General features: G+C 71.4%; 16 protein-coding genes and 1 pseudogene. 7 read left to right on the top strand and 10 right to left on the bottom strand.

Annotation, left to right across the window (positions count from 1 at the left end):
- Window positions 1-2: 2 nt before the first annotated feature.
- A complete protein-coding gene (locus ACN27F_RS29480) occupies window positions 3-686 on the bottom strand; it encodes a lysophospholipid acyltransferase family protein (RefSeq protein ID WP_421440535.1) in 684 nt (227 codons plus the stop codon).
- Window positions 687-944: 258 nt separating this feature from the next.
- On the opposite strand from ACN27F_RS29480, the pseudogene ACN27F_RS29475 reads away from it, so the two are divergent.
- Together ACN27F_RS29475 and ACN27F_RS29470 are read left to right on the top strand one after the other, a co-directional pair.
- Window positions 945-1,430, top strand: a pseudogene (locus ACN27F_RS29475) (hypothetical protein); the annotation flags it as partial.
- Between the two features lie 828 nt (window positions 1,431-2,258).
- Entirely contained in the window at window positions 2,259-3,671 is a 1,413-nt protein-coding gene (locus ACN27F_RS29470) for an alpha,alpha-trehalose-phosphate synthase (UDP-forming) (RefSeq protein ID WP_421438733.1), read from the top strand.
- 34 nt (window positions 3,672-3,705) lie between these two features.
- Here the strand turns inward: ACN27F_RS29470 and ACN27F_RS29465 are convergent, their stop codons facing one another.
- The 6 genes from ACN27F_RS29465 to ACN27F_RS29440 all read right to left on the bottom strand — a co-directional run bounded on the left by ACN27F_RS29465 (window position 3,706) and on the right by ACN27F_RS29440 (window position 8,938).
- Entirely contained in the window at window positions 3,706-4,512 is an 807-nt protein-coding gene (locus tag ACN27F_RS29465; protein WP_421440533.1) for an alpha/beta hydrolase, read from the bottom strand.
- Window positions 4,513-4,520: 8 nt separating this feature from the next.
- A complete protein-coding gene (locus tag ACN27F_RS29460; RefSeq protein ID WP_421438732.1) occupies window positions 4,521-5,924 on the bottom strand; it encodes a flavin-containing monooxygenase in 1,404 nt (467 codons plus the stop codon).
- 38 nt (window positions 5,925-5,962) lie between these two features.
- A complete protein-coding gene (locus ACN27F_RS29455; protein WP_421440531.1) occupies window positions 5,963-6,733 on the bottom strand; it encodes an endonuclease/exonuclease/phosphatase family protein in 771 nt (256 codons plus the stop codon).
- Between the two features lie 99 nt (window positions 6,734-6,832).
- Complete coding sequence (locus ACN27F_RS29450; protein ID WP_421440529.1) at window positions 6,833-7,780, bottom strand: ROK family glucokinase; 948 nt, start codon at window positions 7,778-7,780, stop codon at window positions 6,833-6,835.
- A 113-nt stretch (window positions 7,781-7,893) separates the two neighbouring features.
- A complete protein-coding gene (locus ACN27F_RS29445; protein WP_421438731.1) occupies window positions 7,894-8,469 on the bottom strand; it encodes a hypothetical protein in 576 nt (191 codons plus the stop codon).
- Window positions 8,470-8,479: 10 nt separating this feature from the next.
- Window positions 8,480-8,938, bottom strand: a complete 459-nt coding sequence (locus tag ACN27F_RS29440) for an SRPBCC family protein (RefSeq protein WP_421438730.1) — start codon at window positions 8,936-8,938, stop codon at window positions 8,480-8,482.
- Between the two features lie 163 nt (window positions 8,939-9,101).
- Here ACN27F_RS29440 and ACN27F_RS29435 point away from each other — a divergent pair, with 163 nt between their 5' ends.
- The 5 genes from ACN27F_RS29435 to ACN27F_RS29415 all read left to right on the top strand — a co-directional run bounded on the left by ACN27F_RS29435 (window position 9,102) and on the right by ACN27F_RS29415 (window position 16,083).
- Complete coding sequence (locus ACN27F_RS29435; protein ID WP_421438729.1) at window positions 9,102-10,898, top strand: AMP-dependent synthetase/ligase; 1,797 nt, start codon at window positions 9,102-9,104, stop codon at window positions 10,896-10,898.
- A gap of 26 nt (window positions 10,899-10,924) precedes the next feature.
- Window positions 10,925-12,598, top strand: coding sequence for a GAF domain-containing sensor histidine kinase (locus ACN27F_RS29430; protein ID WP_421440527.1), 1,674 nt, complete (start codon window positions 10,925-10,927; stop codon window positions 12,596-12,598).
- Between the two features lie 7 nt (window positions 12,599-12,605).
- Window positions 12,606-13,274: a response regulator transcription factor gene (locus ACN27F_RS29425; protein ID WP_123602728.1), complete on the top strand. Its 669-nt coding sequence runs from the start codon at window positions 12,606-12,608 to the stop codon at window positions 13,272-13,274.
- Between the two features lie 198 nt (window positions 13,275-13,472).
- Window positions 13,473-14,282, top strand: coding sequence for an SAM-dependent methyltransferase (locus ACN27F_RS29420; RefSeq protein ID WP_421438728.1), 810 nt, complete (start codon window positions 13,473-13,475; stop codon window positions 14,280-14,282).
- 46 nt (window positions 14,283-14,328) lie between these two features.
- Window positions 14,329-16,083 carry a putative bifunctional diguanylate cyclase/phosphodiesterase gene (locus ACN27F_RS29415; protein ID WP_421440525.1) on the top strand — a complete coding sequence of 585 codons (1,755 nt, stop codon included), beginning with the start codon at window positions 14,329-14,331 and terminating at the stop codon, window positions 16,081-16,083.
- A gap of 29 nt (window positions 16,084-16,112) precedes the next feature.
- On the opposite strand, the gene ACN27F_RS29410 is transcribed toward ACN27F_RS29415, so the two are convergent.
- The 3 genes from ACN27F_RS29410 to ACN27F_RS29400 all read right to left on the bottom strand — a co-directional run bounded on the left by ACN27F_RS29410 (window position 16,113) and on the right by ACN27F_RS29400 (window position 18,867).
- Entirely contained in the window at window positions 16,113-17,249 is a 1,137-nt protein-coding gene (locus ACN27F_RS29410; protein ID WP_421438727.1) for a glycosyltransferase family 4 protein, read from the bottom strand.
- Window positions 17,246-18,505: a M48 family metalloprotease gene (locus tag ACN27F_RS29405; protein ID WP_421438726.1), complete on the bottom strand. Its 1,260-nt coding sequence runs from the start codon at window positions 18,503-18,505 to the stop codon at window positions 17,246-17,248. The genes ACN27F_RS29410 and ACN27F_RS29405 overlap by 4 nt, the downstream gene beginning before the upstream one ends.
- 137 nt (window positions 18,506-18,642) lie before the next feature.
- Window positions 18,643-18,867, bottom strand: coding sequence for a hypothetical protein (locus ACN27F_RS29400; RefSeq protein ID WP_421438725.1), 225 nt, complete (start codon window positions 18,865-18,867; stop codon window positions 18,643-18,645).
- Between the last annotated feature and the right edge of the window lie 39 nt (window positions 18,868-18,906).

The following is an 18,906-nucleotide window of genomic DNA, read 5'->3' as shown; positions in this document are numbered from 1 at the left end:
GGTCACCGCAGGTGGGGGGCGGACTTGACGGTGTGTGCGTAGACGTCCACGTACTCCCGGCCGGAGAGCTGGTGCAACCGCAGCATGATCTCGTCGGTGACCGCCCGCTCGGCGCGCGGGTCGCCGGCCCGTCCGGCGTAGCGGGAGAAGTCCAACGCGGGGCCGAACCGGATCCGCACCGGACGCATCCGCATCAGGCGTACGCCCGGCGGACGCAGCTGATCGGCATCGAGCATCACGACCGGGACCACCGGTGCCCCGCTACGCAGGGCGATCCTCGCGACCCCGGTCTTGCCACGGTAGAGCCGCCCGTCCGGCGAACGGGTGCCTTCCGGGTAGATCCCGGTGACCCTGCCCTGGCTGAGCAGTCGCACCTGGGTCTCGATCGCCGCCTGGGCGGCCCGGCCACCGGAGCGGTCGACGGGGACGGTGCCGACAGCGACGAAGAACAACCGGACCAGCCATCCGGTGACGCCGCGGCCGGTGAAATACTCTGATTTGGCGACGAAGATCACCTTTCGCGGGACCATCAGCGGCATGAACACCGGATCGAAGAACGAGATGTGGTTACCGGCGATGACCACGGGTCCGGTCCGGGGCACCTGTCCCAGGCCCTCGACCTGCGGGCGAAAGACCAGCCGGAGCCAGGGACCGAGGATCACGTACTTGAGTAACCAGTAGAGCACCGATGTCCTTCCGCCGCGCCGGGCGTCCGCCCGTTGCCTGGCCCGATGCCTGGTACCGGTGCCGTCCACCACCTGCCACCACGCGGCCGGCGAGCGCGATGCGGTGAGCAGCCTGAGCCTACGGAGCGGGTACGGCACGCCACAACGCACTCCCGCAACCATGGCCCGGCGTGTCACGATTCAATGGCACGGCACGCCCCGGCCGGGGGCACGCCGGCGGGACAGGACGCGACGGGCGGCCGGTGAGGAGAGGGTTCGGTGTCTGCGGGTGGCGCGCGCCGGGGGCGGCGGGACAACGGCCTCGACGCATCCGAGTACGCCGTTGCCGGCGATGTCGACCCGCGGGTCGGCGAGCATCTGTTGGATGTGCTGGCCGCCGGGGGAATCGCCGCCTACCTGCAGCCGTCGTCCGACATCAACCCGGTGACCCGCACCACGACCGTACCGGCCCGGCCGACCGACCGGCTCTTCGTCGACCGCGCTCATCTCGATACCGCCCGCGGCTACCTGCTGCAGCTCGCCGAGGACAACCCGACGGCCGGCGGCCGGGATCCGCACGGTGGCGACGCACCGGCCACCGGCCCGGCCAGGACCGGTGGTTCCGGATCCGACGCCGGGCCGGCCGACGCCGCCGCCCACGGCGTCCCGGATGCCGACGTCGATGCCGCCTGGGCCGGCATCATCGCGACCTACCACCACCCGGTCGATCCGACGGCGCTGCCCTGGCCTGCGGCGGAGAACCTGCCGGCGGCCGGCACGAACCCGGGACCGGATGCCACGGCAGGGACCGCGCTGGCCGCTTCGCGTCCGGACGGCACCGGCACGGCCGACGGTGGCGGTGGCGGTGGCGGTGGCGGTGGCGGTGGCGGTGGCGGCGATGATCCGACGGCCGACCCGGACGGCCCGGACGGTGGGAAGGCGAGCGGGCACCGGCACTCCGCCAGCGGGCCGGCGGGCGGTGGGCCGGCGGCCGAAGCCGGGCACGGGCCGGGTCCGGCCGCGCGTCCCGGTGCCCCGGAGCCCGACGCGACGGAGGCCGGCCCGGCGGCACCGCTGCCGTGGGCGGTGGGATTCACCGACATCTCGGTCGGCCGACGCGGCGACGAACCGTCGCTTCTGGACGGGCTGGACACGTTCGGTGCGCACCTTCCCGACGAGCCGGAGGAGGGCTACACCCCGCCGCCACCTCCACCGCTGCCCCAGTTGTCGCCGGCGGCGGTGTTCGGGGTCCTCGCCATCGTCACCGGCTTCGTCCTGTTCGTCTTCCCGTCCGTGCTTCCGGTGGATCGGGGGGTGGCCATCCTGCTCGGATTCACCGGCGTGGTCGGTGGGTTCGTCACGCTGATCTGGCGCCTGCGACCGGATCGCGAGGAGGATGAAGATCCGGACGACGGCGCAGTCGTCTGATCCTGGCCAACGGATGGCGAAAAAACAAACTCATTGACGACCGTGGTCACCCTGTAACGCTCGCGTAACTTGGTCTCAGTAGGAATAATTCCCGTAGTCAATCCCTCACCAGTTCGCGATCAATCGCCATGCGCGGCAGCTGCCGCGGCGAAACGAGGTCCCCTCATGCGTCAGAGTTCCCTCGTGGTGGTGGCCAACCGGCTCCCGGTGGACGACAGCGTCGCACGTGATGGTGCGTGCGAATGGCGTCGCAGCCCGGGTGGTCTGGTCAGCGCCCTGCACCCGATCCTGCAGCACACGCCGGCCACCTGGGTCGGCTGGGCCGGCGGCACCGGCCCCGCCCCGAGCCTGCCGGACATCGACGGCGTCCGGATGCACACCGTCTCACTGTCCTATGAGGACATCCGCGACCACTATGAAGGGTTCGCCAACGCGACGCTGTGGCCGCTCTATCACGACTCGGTCGAACAACCGGCGTACCACCGCCGCTGGTGGGAGGCATACCAGCGGGTCAACCAGCGATTCGCCGAGGCCGCGGCGGCGGCGGCCGAGCCCGGCGCGCTGGTCTGGGTGCAGGACTATCACCTGCAACTGGTGCCGGGCATGCTGCGCGCGATGCGGCCCGATCTGTTGATCGGATTCTTCCTGCACGTACCGTTTCCGCCGCCGGAGCTGTTCATGCAACTTCCACGACGCGCCGAGTTGATGCTCGGCATGCTCGGCGCGGATCTGGTCGGTTTCCAGCGGGCCCAGGCCGCGCACAATTTCGCCCAACTGGCCAGCAAGGTACTCAAGGTTCCGGCCACCGACCGCCGCGTCGCGGTCGACGACCGGGTGGTCCGCATCGGCGCGTTTCCCGTCTCGATCGACATGTCCGAGATGGAGTCGCTCGCCGCCCGGCCCGACGTCTCGGATCGTGCCCGGCAACTGCGCGCGGATCTGGGCGATCCCCAGCACGTCATCCTCAGCGTCGACCGGATGGACTACACGAAGGGGATCGAGCAGCGGCTCAAGGCGTACAGCGAACTGATCGCCGACGGGCACGTCAAGGTTCGCGACACGGTCATGGTGCAGGTCGCCGTGCCCAGCCGGGAACGGGTCGAGCAGTACCGCATCCTGCGCGACCGGGTGGAACGTGAGGTGGGCCGGATCAACGGGGAGTTCGGTAGGGTGGGCGAGCCGGCCATCCACTACCTCAACCAGTCGTTCAGTCGGGCCGAGCTGGCGGCGTTGTACCGGGTCGCCGACATCATGGCGGTCACCCCGCTACGCGACGGGATGAACCTCGTCGCCAAGGAGTACGTCGCCGCCCGGGTGAATGACGACGGTGCGTTGCTGCTGAGCGAGTTCGCCGGTGCCGCCGCCGAATTCCAGCAGGCATACCTGGTCAACCCGCACGACCTCGACGGGCTCAAGCTGACCCTGATGCACGCCCTGGAGGCGTCCGCAACGGACAAGTCCGACCGGATGCTGTCCATGCGTCAGCACCTGCGCACCCATGACATCCGTGCCTGGGTGCACAAGTACCTGACCGCGCTGGACCGGACCGGCTCCCTCGCCGACCGGCTGACCACCTGAGGTCCGTCGACGCTGCCGGTGCAGCGTCGACGGGTCAGGCGGTGCCCTTGTCCAGCCAGTCCAGGATCGCGTCGATCGGCTCCACCCAGCGTGCGTCCAGCATCAGGTCGTGCCCCATACCCGGGAACAGCAACGGGGCACCGCCGTAGCGACGAGCGGCCCGGTCGAGAGCCGCCGCCGGCACCACGCGGTCGTCCGGACTGCCCAACACCAGTACCGGCGGATCGCCGACCGCAGGCTCGGTCCGGCCGGCGAACAGCAACTGCCACTGGGCCCGGGCGGACGCCCGGCCCAACCGGTCGACGTAGGACGCGGCGAGCGCTTCGGGCAGTTCGCGGCTGAACAGCTGGTTCGCGCGCAGCCGCAGCGGCCTGCCAAACACCGCGGGCAGCGTGCCCACCGGGTTACGGCGCAGCGCCGCACCGAGCAGTGTCCAGCCGCCGAGCGCCGGTGCGGCCAGTACGGCGGCCCGGGCGGGATAGCGGGCGAGCGCGTGGGTCACCAGAAGCGCTCCCGCCCCATGACCCACCAGCACCGCCTGTCGGGGCAACCCGGCCGCCGTCTGGACCACGTCGTGTACGTACGCGCGCAACCCGGTGCCCGGCGCTGCCGTGCTGGCACCGTGACCACGTGGACTGACCGCGTACGCCGGGAAACCCCGCTCCGCGGCCCGCTCCAGCCAGTGCTCGGCGAACACCCACGCGCCGTGGCCGAAGCCCGGGACGAACAGCAACGGTGGCTTCCCCTCGTCGCGTAGCACGTCGACGTGACGCACTTCGCGGCGCACCGGCGCGACGGGGTCGGTCCATTCCCTGGTACGGATGATGCGGGTGGTCGGCATGGTCTGGCTCACCGGGCCGGTACCTCCAGACTGTCCAGCGTCGATTGCAGCGCCCGCAGGTAGGTGAGGTGGCTGACCTCGAACCAGTGTCGGGGCGAATCGGCGACATCCGCCTCGTGCCAGCTCGCGCCGGCTTCGCTGTCGATACGCGCCTGCAGCACGGCCGCCGCCGCCGGATCGGCCAGCCGGGTCCGCAGCCAGCGGGCGATCGCCACGCTCTGCCAGTGCACCAGCGGGAAGATACCGGAGTCCGCCTCCAGCAGGCCGACCACCGCCAGGGTCGGCCGGTTGCGGGCGAACGCGTGCAGGTACAGCTGAGGACGCCCGTCGGCACCGGCATCGAGCAGTTGCCCGTCGAGGAACTCGAACCGCGGCTGGTAGCCGGTGGCCAGCACCACCAGGTCGGGATCGATCTCGCGGCCGTCGACGAGCTCGACCGAGTGCCGTCGGAACCGGGCCACGTCCGGCACCGGGATGAGCGCGCCGTGACCCGCGTAGTAGACGAGCTGACTGTTGACGATCGGGTGGGTCTCGTACATCCGGTGGTCGGGCACGGGCAGGCCGAACCGGGTCAGATCACCGACGGTGAGCCGGAGCACCAGGTGGAAGATCCATTGGCGCAGCCGCAACGGCAGTCGCAGCGCCACCGCTCGGGCGTGGATCTGGTCGAGGGGTCGGCCGAAGAGGAACTTCGGCGGATACCAGTAGCCCCGGCGGGTCGAATGCCAGCAGCGGACCGCCTGCTGCGCCGCCTCGACGGCGATGTCACATCCCGTGTTGCCGCCACCGACCACCAGTACCCGACGTCCGCGCAACTGGGTCGCGTCGTGGTACGCCGAGGCGTGGATCACCTGGCCGGTGAAGTCGGACAGTCCTTCGTACTCGGGCATCCTGGGCGACCAGTTGTGCCCGTTGGCGACGACCACGGCCGCGTACCGCTGGGTGCGTTCGGCACCGCTGCCGCCGGCGCTGCGGGTGGTGACGTCCCACCGGCCGCCGTCGGCCGGCTCGACCCGGACCACCTCGGTGCCGAACCAGATGTGCCGGCGCAGTTCGAAATGGTCCGCGTACCGTTCCAGGTAGGCCAGCACCTGACCGTGGTGCGGATAGTCCGGCCAACTGTCCGGCATCGGGAAGTCGGGGTACTGGCTGAACGGTTTCGAGGACACCAGATGGGTGGTGGCGTACACCGGGCTGCGGTCGTGCCGCCAGTTCCACGCGCCGCCGACTCCGGTCTCCCGCTCGTAGCAGTCGACCCCGAACCCCTGCTCCCGCAGGTTCTTCACGGCACACAGCCCACTCGCCCCGGCGCCGATGACGCAGACGTTCTCGCCCTGGTCGGAGACCGGACGGTCACCGCGCCACAGGGTGGCGCCGGTGGCGGGGGTGTCGTAGTCAGCAGGAGTGGGCACCGGCAATCTCCTTTTGTACGGCTGCGAAATGGTGCCGGCTAGCCGCCCCGCTTGTCCAGTCCCCGCGCGGACGTGGCGTCGGCCGGTGGGTCGCCGGCCGGTGGGTCGCCGGCCGGTGGGTCGCCGGCCGGCAGCACGAGGTCGGTGACGATCGGCAGATGGTCACTTGCCCGGCGCGCCGCGGCGGTGTCGACCACCTGGTACGCGGTGACCACCAGTCGCGGGTCGACGAAGATCGCGTCGATGCGCTGCCGGGGATCGTGGCAGGGGAAGGTCGCCGTTCGGCCGTGACCGGTCACCGCGGCGGTGTCGATGAGCCCACCGGCCACGACCGGCCACGCGGCACCGCCGGCGGTCGCGGTCTCGTTGACGTCCATGCCCATGATCAGCGGGTCATCGAGACCCTGGCACGCCTGGTGGAGCCGACGGGCCTGGTCAGGTCGCTCCGCGGCGTCGGTCGACAGGTGCGCCCCGGCGATCACGAAGTCTGCCGACCCGACGGTACAGCGGGCGAAGGCGGCACCGCGCAGGTGCCGGCCCGGGGTCAGCGGGAACTGGATCGACCAGGTCCGTCTCACCCGGACCCGCAGCGTGGTCAGCAGCAGGTTGCCCAGCGCCGGCAACCCGCCACCGCCGACCACCATGCCGAAGTCGTCGGCCAGCGCGGCGCACCTGTGCCGCCACCGCAACCGCCGTGGGCCCTCCTGCAGGATCGCCACGTCGGGCGCGATCTCCCGGACCACCTCCGCCAGCGCGCGCCGGGCGTCACGCTGGCCGTGGATGTTGTACGACAGCACCCGCAGCCGCACGCCCGGCGGCGACGAGTCCTCGATCGTGGCGGAGCCTCGGCGCGGCGCGGCGGACGCCGCGGTCGGCTGTTGCGCTGGCACAGTCCATCTCCTCACGGTTCAGAGTCGGCGGGCCAGGTCGGCGGCACCGACGAGGCCGGCGGTGTTGCCCAGTTCCGCTGGCCGGACCTCGGCGACCGGGATCCGTACCCGCTGGGCGAGTGCCTCGGTGTACGCCCGCTGGGCTGGACCGAGCAACAGGTCACCGGCCTCGACCACGCCGCCGCCGATCACCATCACCTCCGGGTCGAGGATCTGTGCCAGATCGGCCAGGCCGATGCCGAGCCAGCGGCCGATCTGGGCGAACGCCTCGCAGGACACCGGGTCGCCGGAGCGGGCCGCGGCGGTGACCATCGGCCCGGTGATCGCCTCGGCGTCGCCGCCGGCGAGGGCGAGCAGGTTGGTCGCCCGTGCCGGTTCCTGCCGGGCACCGGCGCGGGCGAAGCGGACCAGCGCGTTGCCGCTGGCGTACTGCTCGATGCAGCCGAGCCGTCCGCAGCCGCACTGGTGTCCGTCCGGTACGGCCAGCATGTGGCCGAGTTCGGCGGCGATGCCGTGCGCGCCACGGATCAGGTCGCCGCCGTGCACGATGCCGCCGCCGATGCCGGTGCCGACGGTGAACATCACCATGGACTCGGCGGCGTCACGGCCCGCGCCGAAGCGGAACTCCGCCCAGGCGGCGACGTTGGCATCGTTCTCCACCGTCACCGGCAGATCGACCGCGGCACTGACGTAGTCACGTAGCGGCTCGTTGCGCCAGGCGATGTTCGGGGCGAACAGCACTGTCGACCGACCGGCGTCGATCCATCCGGCAGCTCCGACCCCGACCGCGGTGACGGGGTGCGTGGCCGCCAGCTCCAGCACCACCTCGACGATCACATCGCGGGTCTTGGCCACGTCGTCGGCCGGTGTCTCGTGCCGGGTCTGCGCCAGGACCTTCCCGTCCGGATCGACGACCCCACCGGCGACCTTGGTGCCGCCGATGTCGACTCCGATGGTCAGCGTCACCGCTGCCGCTCCCCTCTGCTGTGCGCTGCGCGCGCCGGTGCCCACCCGGTCCTGTCCGTCGGCGGCCGACAGTCGCCGCACCGGCCATCGCCCGCCCGAATCCTGGTACCCGGTCAGGCTGATCCTGATGCCGGGCCGCCGGGGCTGTCCGGGGCAGGGTCCGGATCGTCGACGGGGGCGTTCGTGGCGGCTGACCAGACGTCCCGCTCACCCGCTGAGTCCGAATCATCCCTGGTTCGGGTGGCCCACCGCCACACCTCGTCGTCCGAGGCCGACCGGCCGGACGGGGGATCGTGCTCGTTCGCGGGTGCCGGATCGGCCGCGGCGTCAGTTGGCGACCCGGCGGGTGGCGGGGCTGCCGGCTGCGGCGGGGCTGCCGGCTGCGGCGGGGCCAGGGCGCGCAGCAGGCTGGCCATACCGGCGGCGAAGTCGCCGGCGCCGGTCGCCAGCCGGGCGGCGAGCTCGGGGCTCGGATCGCGCAGTGCGGTGATCGCCCGGCAGATCGGGCAGACGCAGCAGACCTGCTCACCGGTGGCCATCGGAGCGCCGCCACCGAGCAGGTCCCGCAACACGCCGAGACCAGCGGCACCGTGCCGCTGCCCACGCGCCGCCAACTGCGCCATGGCCAGGGCGGTAGCCACCAGCCGCTCCGCTTCGGCGCGTGCCGAGTGGGGATCCGATGCCGCCATCTGCCGTCTCCTACCCGGTTTCCGCGCCGGACTGCTCTACCCGACGCTTGAGTTGGGTGAGGGCGGCATCCATGATCATCTTCTCGGCCTTGCGACGGAACATGCCCAGCATCCCGACGGAGAGCTCCACCTCCAGCGTGTAAGTCACGGTGGTGGTACCGTCACCGTTGTCCTCGATGTCGTACGACCCGTTCTGTCGGCGCTGCATCCTCGACGGCTCGGCCAGCCGCCACTCGATGCGGGAGACGTCCTCGGCGTACTCGTAGACCAAGTCGTACTCGTCAACCAACACGCCGGCGTCGAGCACGAAATGAACCAGGCAGGCGTACCCGTCCTCGTATTCCTCGCGAATCTCGACCCGGTCGAGCGCTTCGGTCCACTCGGGGTAACGCGCGAAGTCGCAGATCACCGCAGTCACCCGGGTCGCGGGTGCGGCGATCACGATCGACTTGGTGGAGGACTCCGCCATGTGGGGCAGGCTACCCCGTGCGGAGGCAAGATCAAGCGAGCGGCCGGCATCGGCGGGCTGACGTCGCTGGTCAACGCCGGCCCGGTAGGTTTCGGGTAGCCGGACCCGTACCCCCGCCCGTGGGTACGCCGCCGGCTCCGCCCGCGAGCGCGAGGGAGTGCAGGTGCGCGAGTTCTCCGTACCACCGGTGGTCACGGTCGGCGACGCCGCCAACCTGACCGACTCGGTCTGGGACAACGCCGAGACCACCCCGGACGCGGTGCAGTTCACCCGGCCCGGACCGGCCGGCCACACCGAGGTGACCTGCCGACAGTTCCGCGACGAGGTGATCGCCGTCGGTCGCGGTCTGATCGGCGCCGGTATCCGCGTCGGGGACCGGGTCGGGCTGATGAGCAAGACACGGTACGAGTGGACCCTGCTCGATTACGCCATCTGGTCGGTCGGCGGGGTCACCGTGCCGATCTACGAGACCTCCAGCCCGGACCAGATCGCCTGGATCCTGGCCGACTCCGGCGCGGTCGCCTGCTTCGTCGAGACCAACGGCCACGCGATGGCCGTTGCCGCTATCCGCGACCAGGTACCCGCGCTACGCGACGTCTGGCAACTCGACACCGGCGGCGTCGACGACGTCATCGCCCGCGGTGACACCGTCGACGCGGCCCAGGTCGAGCAACGGCGCCGCGAGCTCACCGCCGGTGGCCTCGCCACGATCATCTACACCAGTGGCACCACCGGACGGCCGAAGGGCTGCGTGCTCACCCACCGCAACATGTACGCCGACGTGGCCAACGCGATCCCCGGGTTGCCGAACCTGTTCCACGAGGGAGCGGCCACCCTGTTGTTCCTGCCGCTGGCGCACTCGTTCGCCCGGCTGATCCAGATCGGCGCGGTACGGGCCAGAGTCGCCCTGACACACGCCGCCGATCCCAGGAACCTGGTCGACGACCTGGCCACGGTACGTCCGACATTCGTGCTGTCCGTACCACGGGTGTTCGAGAAGGTCTACAACACGGCCAGACAACGCGCCCACAGCGAGGGCAAGGGCGCGATCTTCGACCGCGCGGACCGGGTCGCGGTGACGTACAGCGAGGCCCTCGACTCCCCCGGCGGACCGGGCCTGCTGCTGCGGGTCCAGCACGCGGCGTTCGACGTGCTCGTCTACCGCAGACTGCGGGCCGCCCTCGGCGGACGGTGTCGCACCGCGATCTCCGGCGGGGCGCCGCTGGGCACCCGGCTGGCGCATTTCTTCCGGGGCGTCGGGGTCACCATCTACGAGGGGTACGGATTGACCGAGACCTCCCCGGCGGTGTCGGTGAACCTGCAACACGCGATCCGCATCGGTACCGTCGGCCGGCCGCTGCCCGGCGTCAGTGTCCGGATCGACGACGACGGCGAGATCCTGGTCAAGGGCGACCTCGTGTTCGAGGGCTACTGGAACAACCCGGAACAGACCGCTGAGGCGCTCACCGACGACGGCTGGTTCCGCAGTGGCGATCTCGGGCAGCTCGACGGCGACGGGTATCTGAGCATCACCGGTCGCAAGAAGGAACTGATCGTCACCGCCGGCGGCAAGAACGTGGCACCGGCCGTGTTGGAGGACCTGCTGCGGGCTCATCCCCTGGTCAGCCAATGCATGGTGATCGGCGACCGGAAGCCGTTCATCGCCGCGTTGGTCACCATCGACGAAGAGGCCTGGCCGGGCTGGCTGGAGCGCAACGGCCACCCGGCCGATCGGACCGTGGCGCAGCTACGCGAGGATCCCGGGTTACGGGCCGAGATCCAGCGGGCGATCGAGGCGGCCAACCGCACCGTGTCCAGTGCCGAATCGATTCGCCAGTTCCGCATTCTGAGCCGGGACTTCACCGAGGCCACCGGCGAGCTGTCCCCCTCACTGAAGGTGAAACGGACCGTGGTGCACGCCAACCACGGTGCCGAGATCACCGATATCTACGGGGGCTGACTACCATCCGTCACGTGTCCGCATCGATGTCCGAGGCGCCCCGTCCGCATCCCCTCGCCGCGGTGGCGCGTCTGGTCATGCTCGCGCTCGTCGCGGTGCTGACCCTGATCACCACGCGTGACCTCGGCCAGCTGCGGTGGGTCGCGCTACTGGCGATCGCCGGCGCACCGGCGGTCCTGGTGCCCCGCCATCCGGTCGTCGCACCGATCGGTCGGTTCGCCGAGGTGATCATCCTGGGCATGGCGACCAGCGAGGTGGCGGCGGCGGCCAACCTGCGTGCCGGACTCGGCGCCTCGGCGATGCTGCCGTACCTGTCGGTGCCGCTGACCGTGGCCGTGCTGCAGCGACGCACCCGGGAGGCGACGGCGCTGCTCGGGGTCACCGCGGTGACGCTGGCCGCCAGCGGGATGTTCACCGCGGTCAACGGCCAGCCGCAGCTCACCCAGCCCGGCTACGTCGCGGTCTGCGTACAGTGGTTGATCCTGGCCAGTCTGGGCATCCTCGCCGCCGGCACCCTGCAGCAGATGATGCAGGCCCGGGGCGACGCCAAACCCGCCCCGTACGCCGAGGCCACCCGGCTGCTGACCCAACTGCGCAGTGTCGCCCGGCAACTGCCCGGCGCCACCCTCGATCCGGGCAGCATCTCCGAGCATCTGATCGAGGAGTTGCGGACGGTCGCGCCCGCCGGACGCACGGCCGTGCTGTCCGGCAGCGGCGGCGGGCGGCTGGTGGTACTCGCCCAGGCCGGGCTGGAGCGGGTGGACTGGGAGACGACGCTGGACGCCGACTCGGCGATCGCGGACGCCTGGGCCAGCCAACTGCCGCAGACCGCGGCCCGCTCACAGGCCCGTTCGCATCCTGGCGGCGACGTGTCGGCGCTGGTCGTGCCGTTGGTCGCGGGGGTACGTACGGTCGGGTTGGTGATCCTGGAGACGGACAGCGCCAACGCCTACCCCTCATCGGTGGTGGCCCGGATCACCGCGCTGACCCGACCGGCCGCGCTGCGGTTGGAAGCCGCGTTGCTGTTCGACGAGGTGCGCTCGCTGGCCACCAACGAGGAACGGCAACGGCTCGCCCGGGAGATCCACGACGGGGTCGCCCAGGAGCTGGTGATGGTCGGGTACGGCATCGACAACGCGCTGGCCACCCTGCCGGAGGCAGCCGAGCAGACCGGCGACGAGCTACGCACGCTGCGCGGCGAGGTCACCCGGGTGATCACCGAGCTGCGGTTGAGCCTGTTCGAGCTGCGCAGCGAGGTGGACCGGCACGGTGGCCTGGCGGCGGCAATCGCCGAGTACGCCCGGACGGTCGGCTCGTCCGGACGATTGCGGGTGCACCTGTCGCTCGACGAGTCGGGCGCGCGGCTGCCGGCGGCGACCGAAGCGGAACTTCTGCGCATCGCCCAGGAGGCGATTACCAATGCGCGTAAGCACGCCGGTGCGGCGAATCTGTGGGTGACGTGCGACATCGACCCGCCGTATGCGCAAATAGAAGTGTCGGATGACGGTCAGGGGATCGCCGACCAGCGTCCAGATGGAAGGTACGGTCTTGCGATCATGGCGGAGAGAGCGGAACGTATCCGGGGCCGGTTGGAGATCAGGCCACGACACCCGAGCGGAACGACCGTGGCAGTGGTGCTCGGAACCTCGCCCCGGCGCGATAGCGTGCGCGATAGCGTGACAGCATCAGAAGGGGAGTAGCCACAGCATGACCACCAGCCCCACACCGACTACCCGGACCAAGGTCCTGCTTGTCGATGATCACGACCTTATCCGCAAGGGCCTGCGGCACGCATTTGAGCGGGACCGGCAGTTCGAGGTCGTCGGTGAGGCCGCAACCGCAGCGGAAGGCGTACGGCAGGCCGGCGCCCTGCAGCCCGACGTCGTGATCATGGACCTGCGGCTGCCGGACGGCAGCGGCCTCGAAGCGACCCGGGCCCTGCGCAAGTCCAGTTCCACCATGGGCATCGTGGTGCTCACCATGTACGCCGGCGACGACCAGTTGTTCGGCGCGCTGGAAGCGGGCGCCAGTGCCTTCGTACCGAAGACCGCACCGGCCGACGAGGTCGTGGCGGCGGCCCGCCATGCGGCCTCCTCGCCGAGCGCGTTCACCGCGGCCGACCTGGCCGAGGCGATGAAGCGTCGGCTCGCCCCGTCGGGGCCGCAGCTGTCCCCCCGGGAGGGCCAGGTGCTGCGGCTGCTCGCCGACGGCATGAGCGTCGCGGGGATCGCCAAGCAGTTGTTCGTCAGCGAGTCCACGGCGAAGACGCACATCTCCAAGTTGTACGAGAAGCTGGGTGCGGCCAACCGGGCGCAGGCGCTGATGACCGCGCTGCGGCTGGGGCTGCTGGAGGCCCCGGACGCACCGAAGTTCTGAACGTGGGGTCACGTGGTGCCGGCGGCGGGTGGGCCGGCCCACGTCACACCGCCTGATCGCCCTGCTCGGGCACCTGTCCGGCGCGGCGCAGGTGTCGTCGCGACACGGACGGTCTGGATGCCCGGGCACGGAACGGGCACAATAGCTACCGCTGTCAGCGAGGCATGAAACAGGCAGGTCAGGGACAAAGGGGCGCATATGGAACGGCCGCACTGGGCACCGGAAAGCATCGACGTCGAGCGGCCGAGCGTCGCCCGCATGTACGACTACTACCTCGGCGGCTCGCACAACTTCGCCGCCGACCGGGCCGCCGCCCAGGCGATGATCGCCGCTGTTCCCGAGGCCCCATTGATGGCACAGGCCAACCGGGCGTTCCTGCGCCGGGCGGTGCAATTTCTCGTCGAGTCGGGTATCCGTCAGTTCCTCGACATCGGTTCCGGCATTCCCACTGTGGGCAACGTGCACGAGATAGCCCAGCGCCTCGCGCCCGAATCGAAGGTCGCCTACGTCGACGTCGATCCGGTCGCAGTGGCACACAGCCGGGAGATCCTCGTCGGCAACGACAGGACCGTCATCCTGCACGAGGACCTACGCAACCCCGAGCGGATCCTGCACGATCCCCAGCTACGCAAGCTGCTCGACTTCGACCAGCCGGTCGCGGTGATGATCGTCGCCGTGCTGCACTTCGTGCCGGACGCGGACGACCCGGCCGCGATCCTGGCCGCCCTGCGCGACTCCCTCGCGCCGGGCAGCTGTCTGGTCCTGTCGCAGGCCAGCGACGACGGACGCAGTGACGACGAACGTCGCGACGCGGACGAGATCTACCAGCGTACCGACAACCCGCTCAACATCCGCTCACGCGCCGCGCTGACCGCCTTCTTCGACGGGTTCGAGCTCGTCGAGCCAGGCGTCGTCTGGGTGCCGCAGTGGCGGCCCGAGTCCCCGGACGACGCCGACGACGCCGAGCGCGCCGTCTTCATGGGCGGGGTAGGCCGGCTCGGTGGCTGATCGGTCCGGTGCCCCGGATGAGCCGCCCGGTGAGCGAACACCGGGCATCACCGTCGTCGCCCGGGCCTGGGCGAAGGCGGTGACCGGGACCAGCTATCTACCGATGACCCAGGCCCAGCTCGAACAGTTCCTCGCCCAGATGACTCAACGGCTGGTCACGGCGCTACGTGCCGAGCCGTTCACCGTCCGGCCCGGATACCAGGTCGGTGCCGAACTGGTCGCCGCGCACATTGCCTCGGCCGAAGGGCTCGGCCGCACCATCGAGGTGCTCGACCTGCGGCTGATGCGGGACCCGGGACGGCTGCGGGAGCTACCGCTCCTGCACGAGTTGGACATCGACGACGCCGAGCTGGTGGACCGGATGGCCCGGCTGCTCGGCGGGGTGGCCACCGGCTACGCCCGCGCCCTGCGCGACCGCACCCTCGACGAGCAGGAGACCATCCGAAGGGCCGCGCTGGTCGCCCGGGAACAGGCGGAGATCGCGCTACGGGAGAGCGAAGCCCGCTACCGGCACCGAGCCACCCACGACCCGCTGACCGACCTACCCAACCGCAGCCTGTTCACCCAGCAGCTGGAAGCGGTGTTCAGCGCGCCGAACGCGGCCGGACGCCGGCTCGGGGTCTGTTTCGTCGACCTCGACGGGTTCAAGGTGGTCAACGACACCCTCGGGCACCGCATCGGCGACCTGCTGCTCGTGTCGGTATCCGAACGCCTGCGTCGCGGCGCCGGTGAACACCTGGTCGCCCGCATCGGTGGTGACGAGTTCGTCATCCTGGTGGCGAACACGACCTGCACCGACGACGCGCTCAAGGTCGCCGACGCGGCCCTGGCCGCGATCGGCGAGCCGGCGATCGTCGACGGGCACGAGCTGACCGTCACCGCCAGCATCGGAATCGTGGAACGGCAGGTCGCCGGAACCACCCCGAGCGAGGTGATGCAGGCCGCCGACGTCACCCTGCACTGGGCGAAGGCCGCCGGCAAGGGCCGGTGGGCGCTGTTCGATCCGGTCCGCAACGAACACCAGATCGCCCGCTACGCGCTGAGCGCCGCGATGCCCGCCGCGCTCGACCGGGGCGAGTTCTTCCTGGACTACCAGCCGCTGGTGTCGCTGCGTGGTGGAGCCCTGCTGGGAGTGGAGGCGCTGGTCCGGTGGCGGCACCCCACGCTCGGCGTCCTCGGGCCGGACCGGTTCATCTCGCTGGCCGAGGACTCCGGGTTGATCGTCCGGCTCGGCTCCCGGGTGCTGGCCGAGGCGTGCCGGGAGGCACGGCGCTGGCTGGACCGCAGCCCGGCCGCGCCGTTCGTCAGCGTCAACCTGGCGGTCCGCCAGATCAACGACCCCGGCCTGGTGCAGTACGTGACCGAGGTGCTCGACGACACCCGGCTGCCCGCCGACCGGCTGCAGCTGGAAATCACCGAAAGCGCGGTGATGAGCACCGCCGACGGACCGGTAGGTACCCTGCGCGAGCTCGCCGACCTCGGGGTACGGATCGCCATCGACGACTTCGGCACCGGCTACTCGAACCTGTCGTACCTGCGTTCCCTGCCGGTGCAGGAGCTCAAGCTGGCCGGCAAGTTCGTCGAAGGGCTCCGCGCGCCGACGAGCACCGACCGCACCGACGAGAGCATCCTGTCGACCCTGGTGAACCTGGCGCACACCCTGGACCTGACGGTGACCGCCGAGGGCGTGGAGACCGCCGGCCAGGCCGAACGGCTGCAGGCGATCGGCTGCGACGCCGCACAGGGTTGGCATTTCGGTCGTCCCGGGCCCGCCGCCGGCATCGCCGACCGGCTCACCTGAACCCGGACTGGCCGGCATCGCCCGACGGCTCACCTGAACCGGACGGCGCCGAGCAACGACGTCATCCGCTGGGCCTGAGCGTCCCACCGCCACTCCCGGTCCACCCAGTCCCGTCCGGCCGCCCCCATCCGCCGGGCCAGCTCCCGGTCGGTCAACAGCCCCGCCACCCGGTCGGCCACCCGGATCGGGTCCCGACCGTCGACGACGTACCCGGTCTCGCCGTCACGCACCGCGTCCGGCGCGCCGCCGGAGTCACCGGCCACCACCGGCAGCCCGGTGGCCGACGCCTCCAGGTAGACGATGCCGAGGCCCTCCACATCGAGCCCGCGGCGGCGGGTGCGGCACGGCATCGCGTACACGTCGCCGGCCGCGTAGTGGGCGGGCAGCTCGGCCGACGCGACCGCGCCGGTGAAGACCACGTCGTCGGCCACCCCGACCCGGTGCGCCAGCCGCCGCAGCCGGTCGCGGTAGGGCCCGCCGCCGACGATGAGCAGCGCGGCACCCGGCGCCTGCCGGAGCACCCGGGGCCACGCACGGATCAGCGTGTCCTGGCCCTTGCGGGGCACCAGCCGGGAGACGCAGACGGCCACCGGTCGGTCGGACAGCCGGTGCCTGCGGCGGACCGCGGTGCCGTCGACCCCCGGGTGGTACACGTCAGGATCGACACCGGGGGCGAGCCGGCACAACTCGGTCAGCCCGTGCACCGCCCGATCCAGCCGTACCCGGGTGTACTCCCCCAGGTACGTCAGCACGTCGTTGCCCCGGGCTATCCGGCGCAGTGTCGCACGGGCACCGGGCAGCGCCGCCCAGCCCACCTCGTGGCCGTGGGTCTGGGCCACCGCGCGGGCGATCCCGCCGCGACGGCGCAACCCGTCGGCGAGCAGCCCGAGCGGTGCCGCCGCCCCGAACCAGACGGTGCCGCAGCCACGGACCCGGGCGAGCGCGGCGGTTTCGCGCGCCACCGCCGGTGTCGGCAGCAGCATGCCGGCAGGATCACGGATCACCTCGAACGGCTGCTCGGCGTCGAATCGCGCGGCGCCGGCATAGCTGGAGGCGTAGACGACGATGCTGCCGGCCGGCTGCCGCAGCGCCAGGTTGTGCACGAACGACTGGATGCCACCCGGCCGCGGCGGGAAATCGTTGGTGATCAGCAGAGTACGGTTCACCGGCCGTCTCCCCGGGCGTGGGCGCGGGCCGCCGCGATCCGTTCCACAGTGGATGGGTGGGTGGCCCAGTACAGGTGCTCCCAGCGGGGTGGATCGGGATCCGACAGGTTCACCGCGGACAACCGGCGGTGCACCGCTTCGAACGCCGCCGGGTCACCGTGCAGGGCGAGCGCGTGTGCGTCGGCCCGTACCTCGATACGCCGTGACAGCAGTGCCTGGGCCGGCGTCGCCACCAGCCCGACGACCGTGACGACCGCCACCAGCAGCGCGAACGCGCGCGGGTCGGCGATGTCGGTGACGCCTGCGGCCCGCACCGGTGCGTCCCAGCCACCGAGCAGATAGATCCCGATGACCACGGCTGCCGCGCCGATCGCGGCCAGCACCGTGCCGGTGAGGACGTCACGATGCTTGGCATGGCTGAGTTCGTGGGCCACCACGGCGGCCACCTCCACCGGTGGCGCCTCGCGCAGCATCGTGTCGTAGACGACGATCCGCCGGGTCGGCCCGAACCCGGACACGTAGGCGTTGACCGCTCTCGTCCGTCGCGACGCGTCGGCGACCAGCACGTCACGCACGGCAACGCCGTCGCGCTCGGCCAGCGCCAGCAGTTCGGTGCGCAACGGGCCGGCCGGCATCGGCGTGAACCTGTTGAACACCGGCTCGACCAGCACCGGCAGGATGAACGACAGCAGCACCACCCCGACCGCGACGCCGGCCGAGGCGAACGCCCACCACCATCGCGGCGCGAGCCGGGTCACGCCGTAGAAGGCGAGCAGCGCGAGCGCGCCGAGCACCGCGCTGATCGCGTACGACTTGGCCAGGTCGGTGGCCCAACCGGCCCACCCCTGGGTGACCAGCCCGTGGTCGCTCAGGACCCGGTGCCGCCACACCGCGAACGGCAGCGTCAGCACATCGCCCACGACTACCACGAGTAGCCCGCCGAACAGGGCCTGCGCGACCCAGTGGCCGCCGAACGGCCGTCCGGCGGCCTCGATCAGCCCGGCGCCCAGCGGGGTGAGGCCGAGCAACAGGGCCACGGCGAGGCCGAGCAACAGGGCCGTGAGCCGGCCGGGACGCAGCGCCGAACGCAACGCCCGGCCACGCTGGACCTGCTCGGCGGGCAGGTCGCGCAACGCGGCCACCTGATCGGCGCGCGGGGCGGGCGGCTGCCGCCAGGGCACCAGCACCGCGGCGGTCACGGCGAGCCCGACCAGGAGCGCGGCGAGGGAGAACAGCGCCGCGGCGCGTGGGGTCACGACTGCTGCTCCTGCCGGTGAGCCATCCGGCAATCCTATGCGCGGTGGTCGCCGGCCGGCGGCCGGCCATCAGCAGCAGCGCCCCGGTAGAGGGGCCGAAAGTCCTGGCGGGCTCAGGCAACAGGGTCCTGGCGGGCTCAGGCGACGCGGCGGCGTGGTCGGGCCCGGCGACTGCGTCCGGGCGGGCGGGTCGACTCCGGCAGCACCTGCACGTCAAAGCCGGCCCGGGCGAACACCTCGATCGCGTACCGCTCGTCGGCGGCCAGCCCGGTCACCTCACGAGGTGTCTCGATCAAGGCGCTGACCAGGCAACCGCCGCACCCCGTGCCGCGTACCGCGCAGGTGTCACAGTCGATCAGCATCGTTTCTCCTCACCGTGCGGGCCGGTGCGGCCGGCGGCG

This window comes from Solwaraspora sp. WMMB335, from assembly GCF_049179075.1.
GTDB lineage: Bacteria > Actinomycetota > Actinomycetes > Mycobacteriales > Micromonosporaceae > Micromonospora_E.
This window is presented reverse-complemented; position numbering and strand designations above follow the sequence as displayed.

Excerpts from the sequence above, each read along its gene's own strand:
- ACN27F_RS29470 (WP_421438733.1), top strand. The coding sequence starts at position 2,259 with ATGCGTCAGAGTTCCCTCGTGGTGGTGGCCAACCGGCTCCCGGTGGAC.
- ACN27F_RS29440 (WP_421438730.1), bottom strand. The coding sequence starts at position 8,938 with ATGGCGGAGTCCTCCACCAAGTCGATCGTGATCGCCGCACCCGCGACC.
- ACN27F_RS29425 (WP_123602728.1), top strand. The coding sequence starts at position 12,606 with ATGACCACCAGCCCCACACCGACTACCCGGACCAAGGTCCTGCTTGTC.
- ACN27F_RS29400 (WP_421438725.1), bottom strand. The coding sequence starts at position 18,867 with ATGCTGATCGACTGTGACACCTGCGCGGTACGCGGCACGGGGTGCGGC.
- ACN27F_RS29445 (WP_421438731.1), bottom strand. The coding sequence starts at position 8,469 with ATGGCGGCATCGGATCCCCACTCGGCACGCGCCGAAGCGGAGCGGCTG.
- ACN27F_RS29430 (WP_421440527.1), top strand. The coding sequence starts at position 10,925 with ATGTCCGAGGCGCCCCGTCCGCATCCCCTCGCCGCGGTGGCGCGTCTG.
- ACN27F_RS29420 (WP_421438728.1), top strand. The coding sequence starts at position 13,473 with ATGGAACGGCCGCACTGGGCACCGGAAAGCATCGACGTCGAGCGGCCG.
- ACN27F_RS29465 (WP_421440533.1), bottom strand. The coding sequence starts at position 4,512 with ATGCCGACCACCCGCATCATCCGTACCAGGGAATGGACCGACCCCGTC.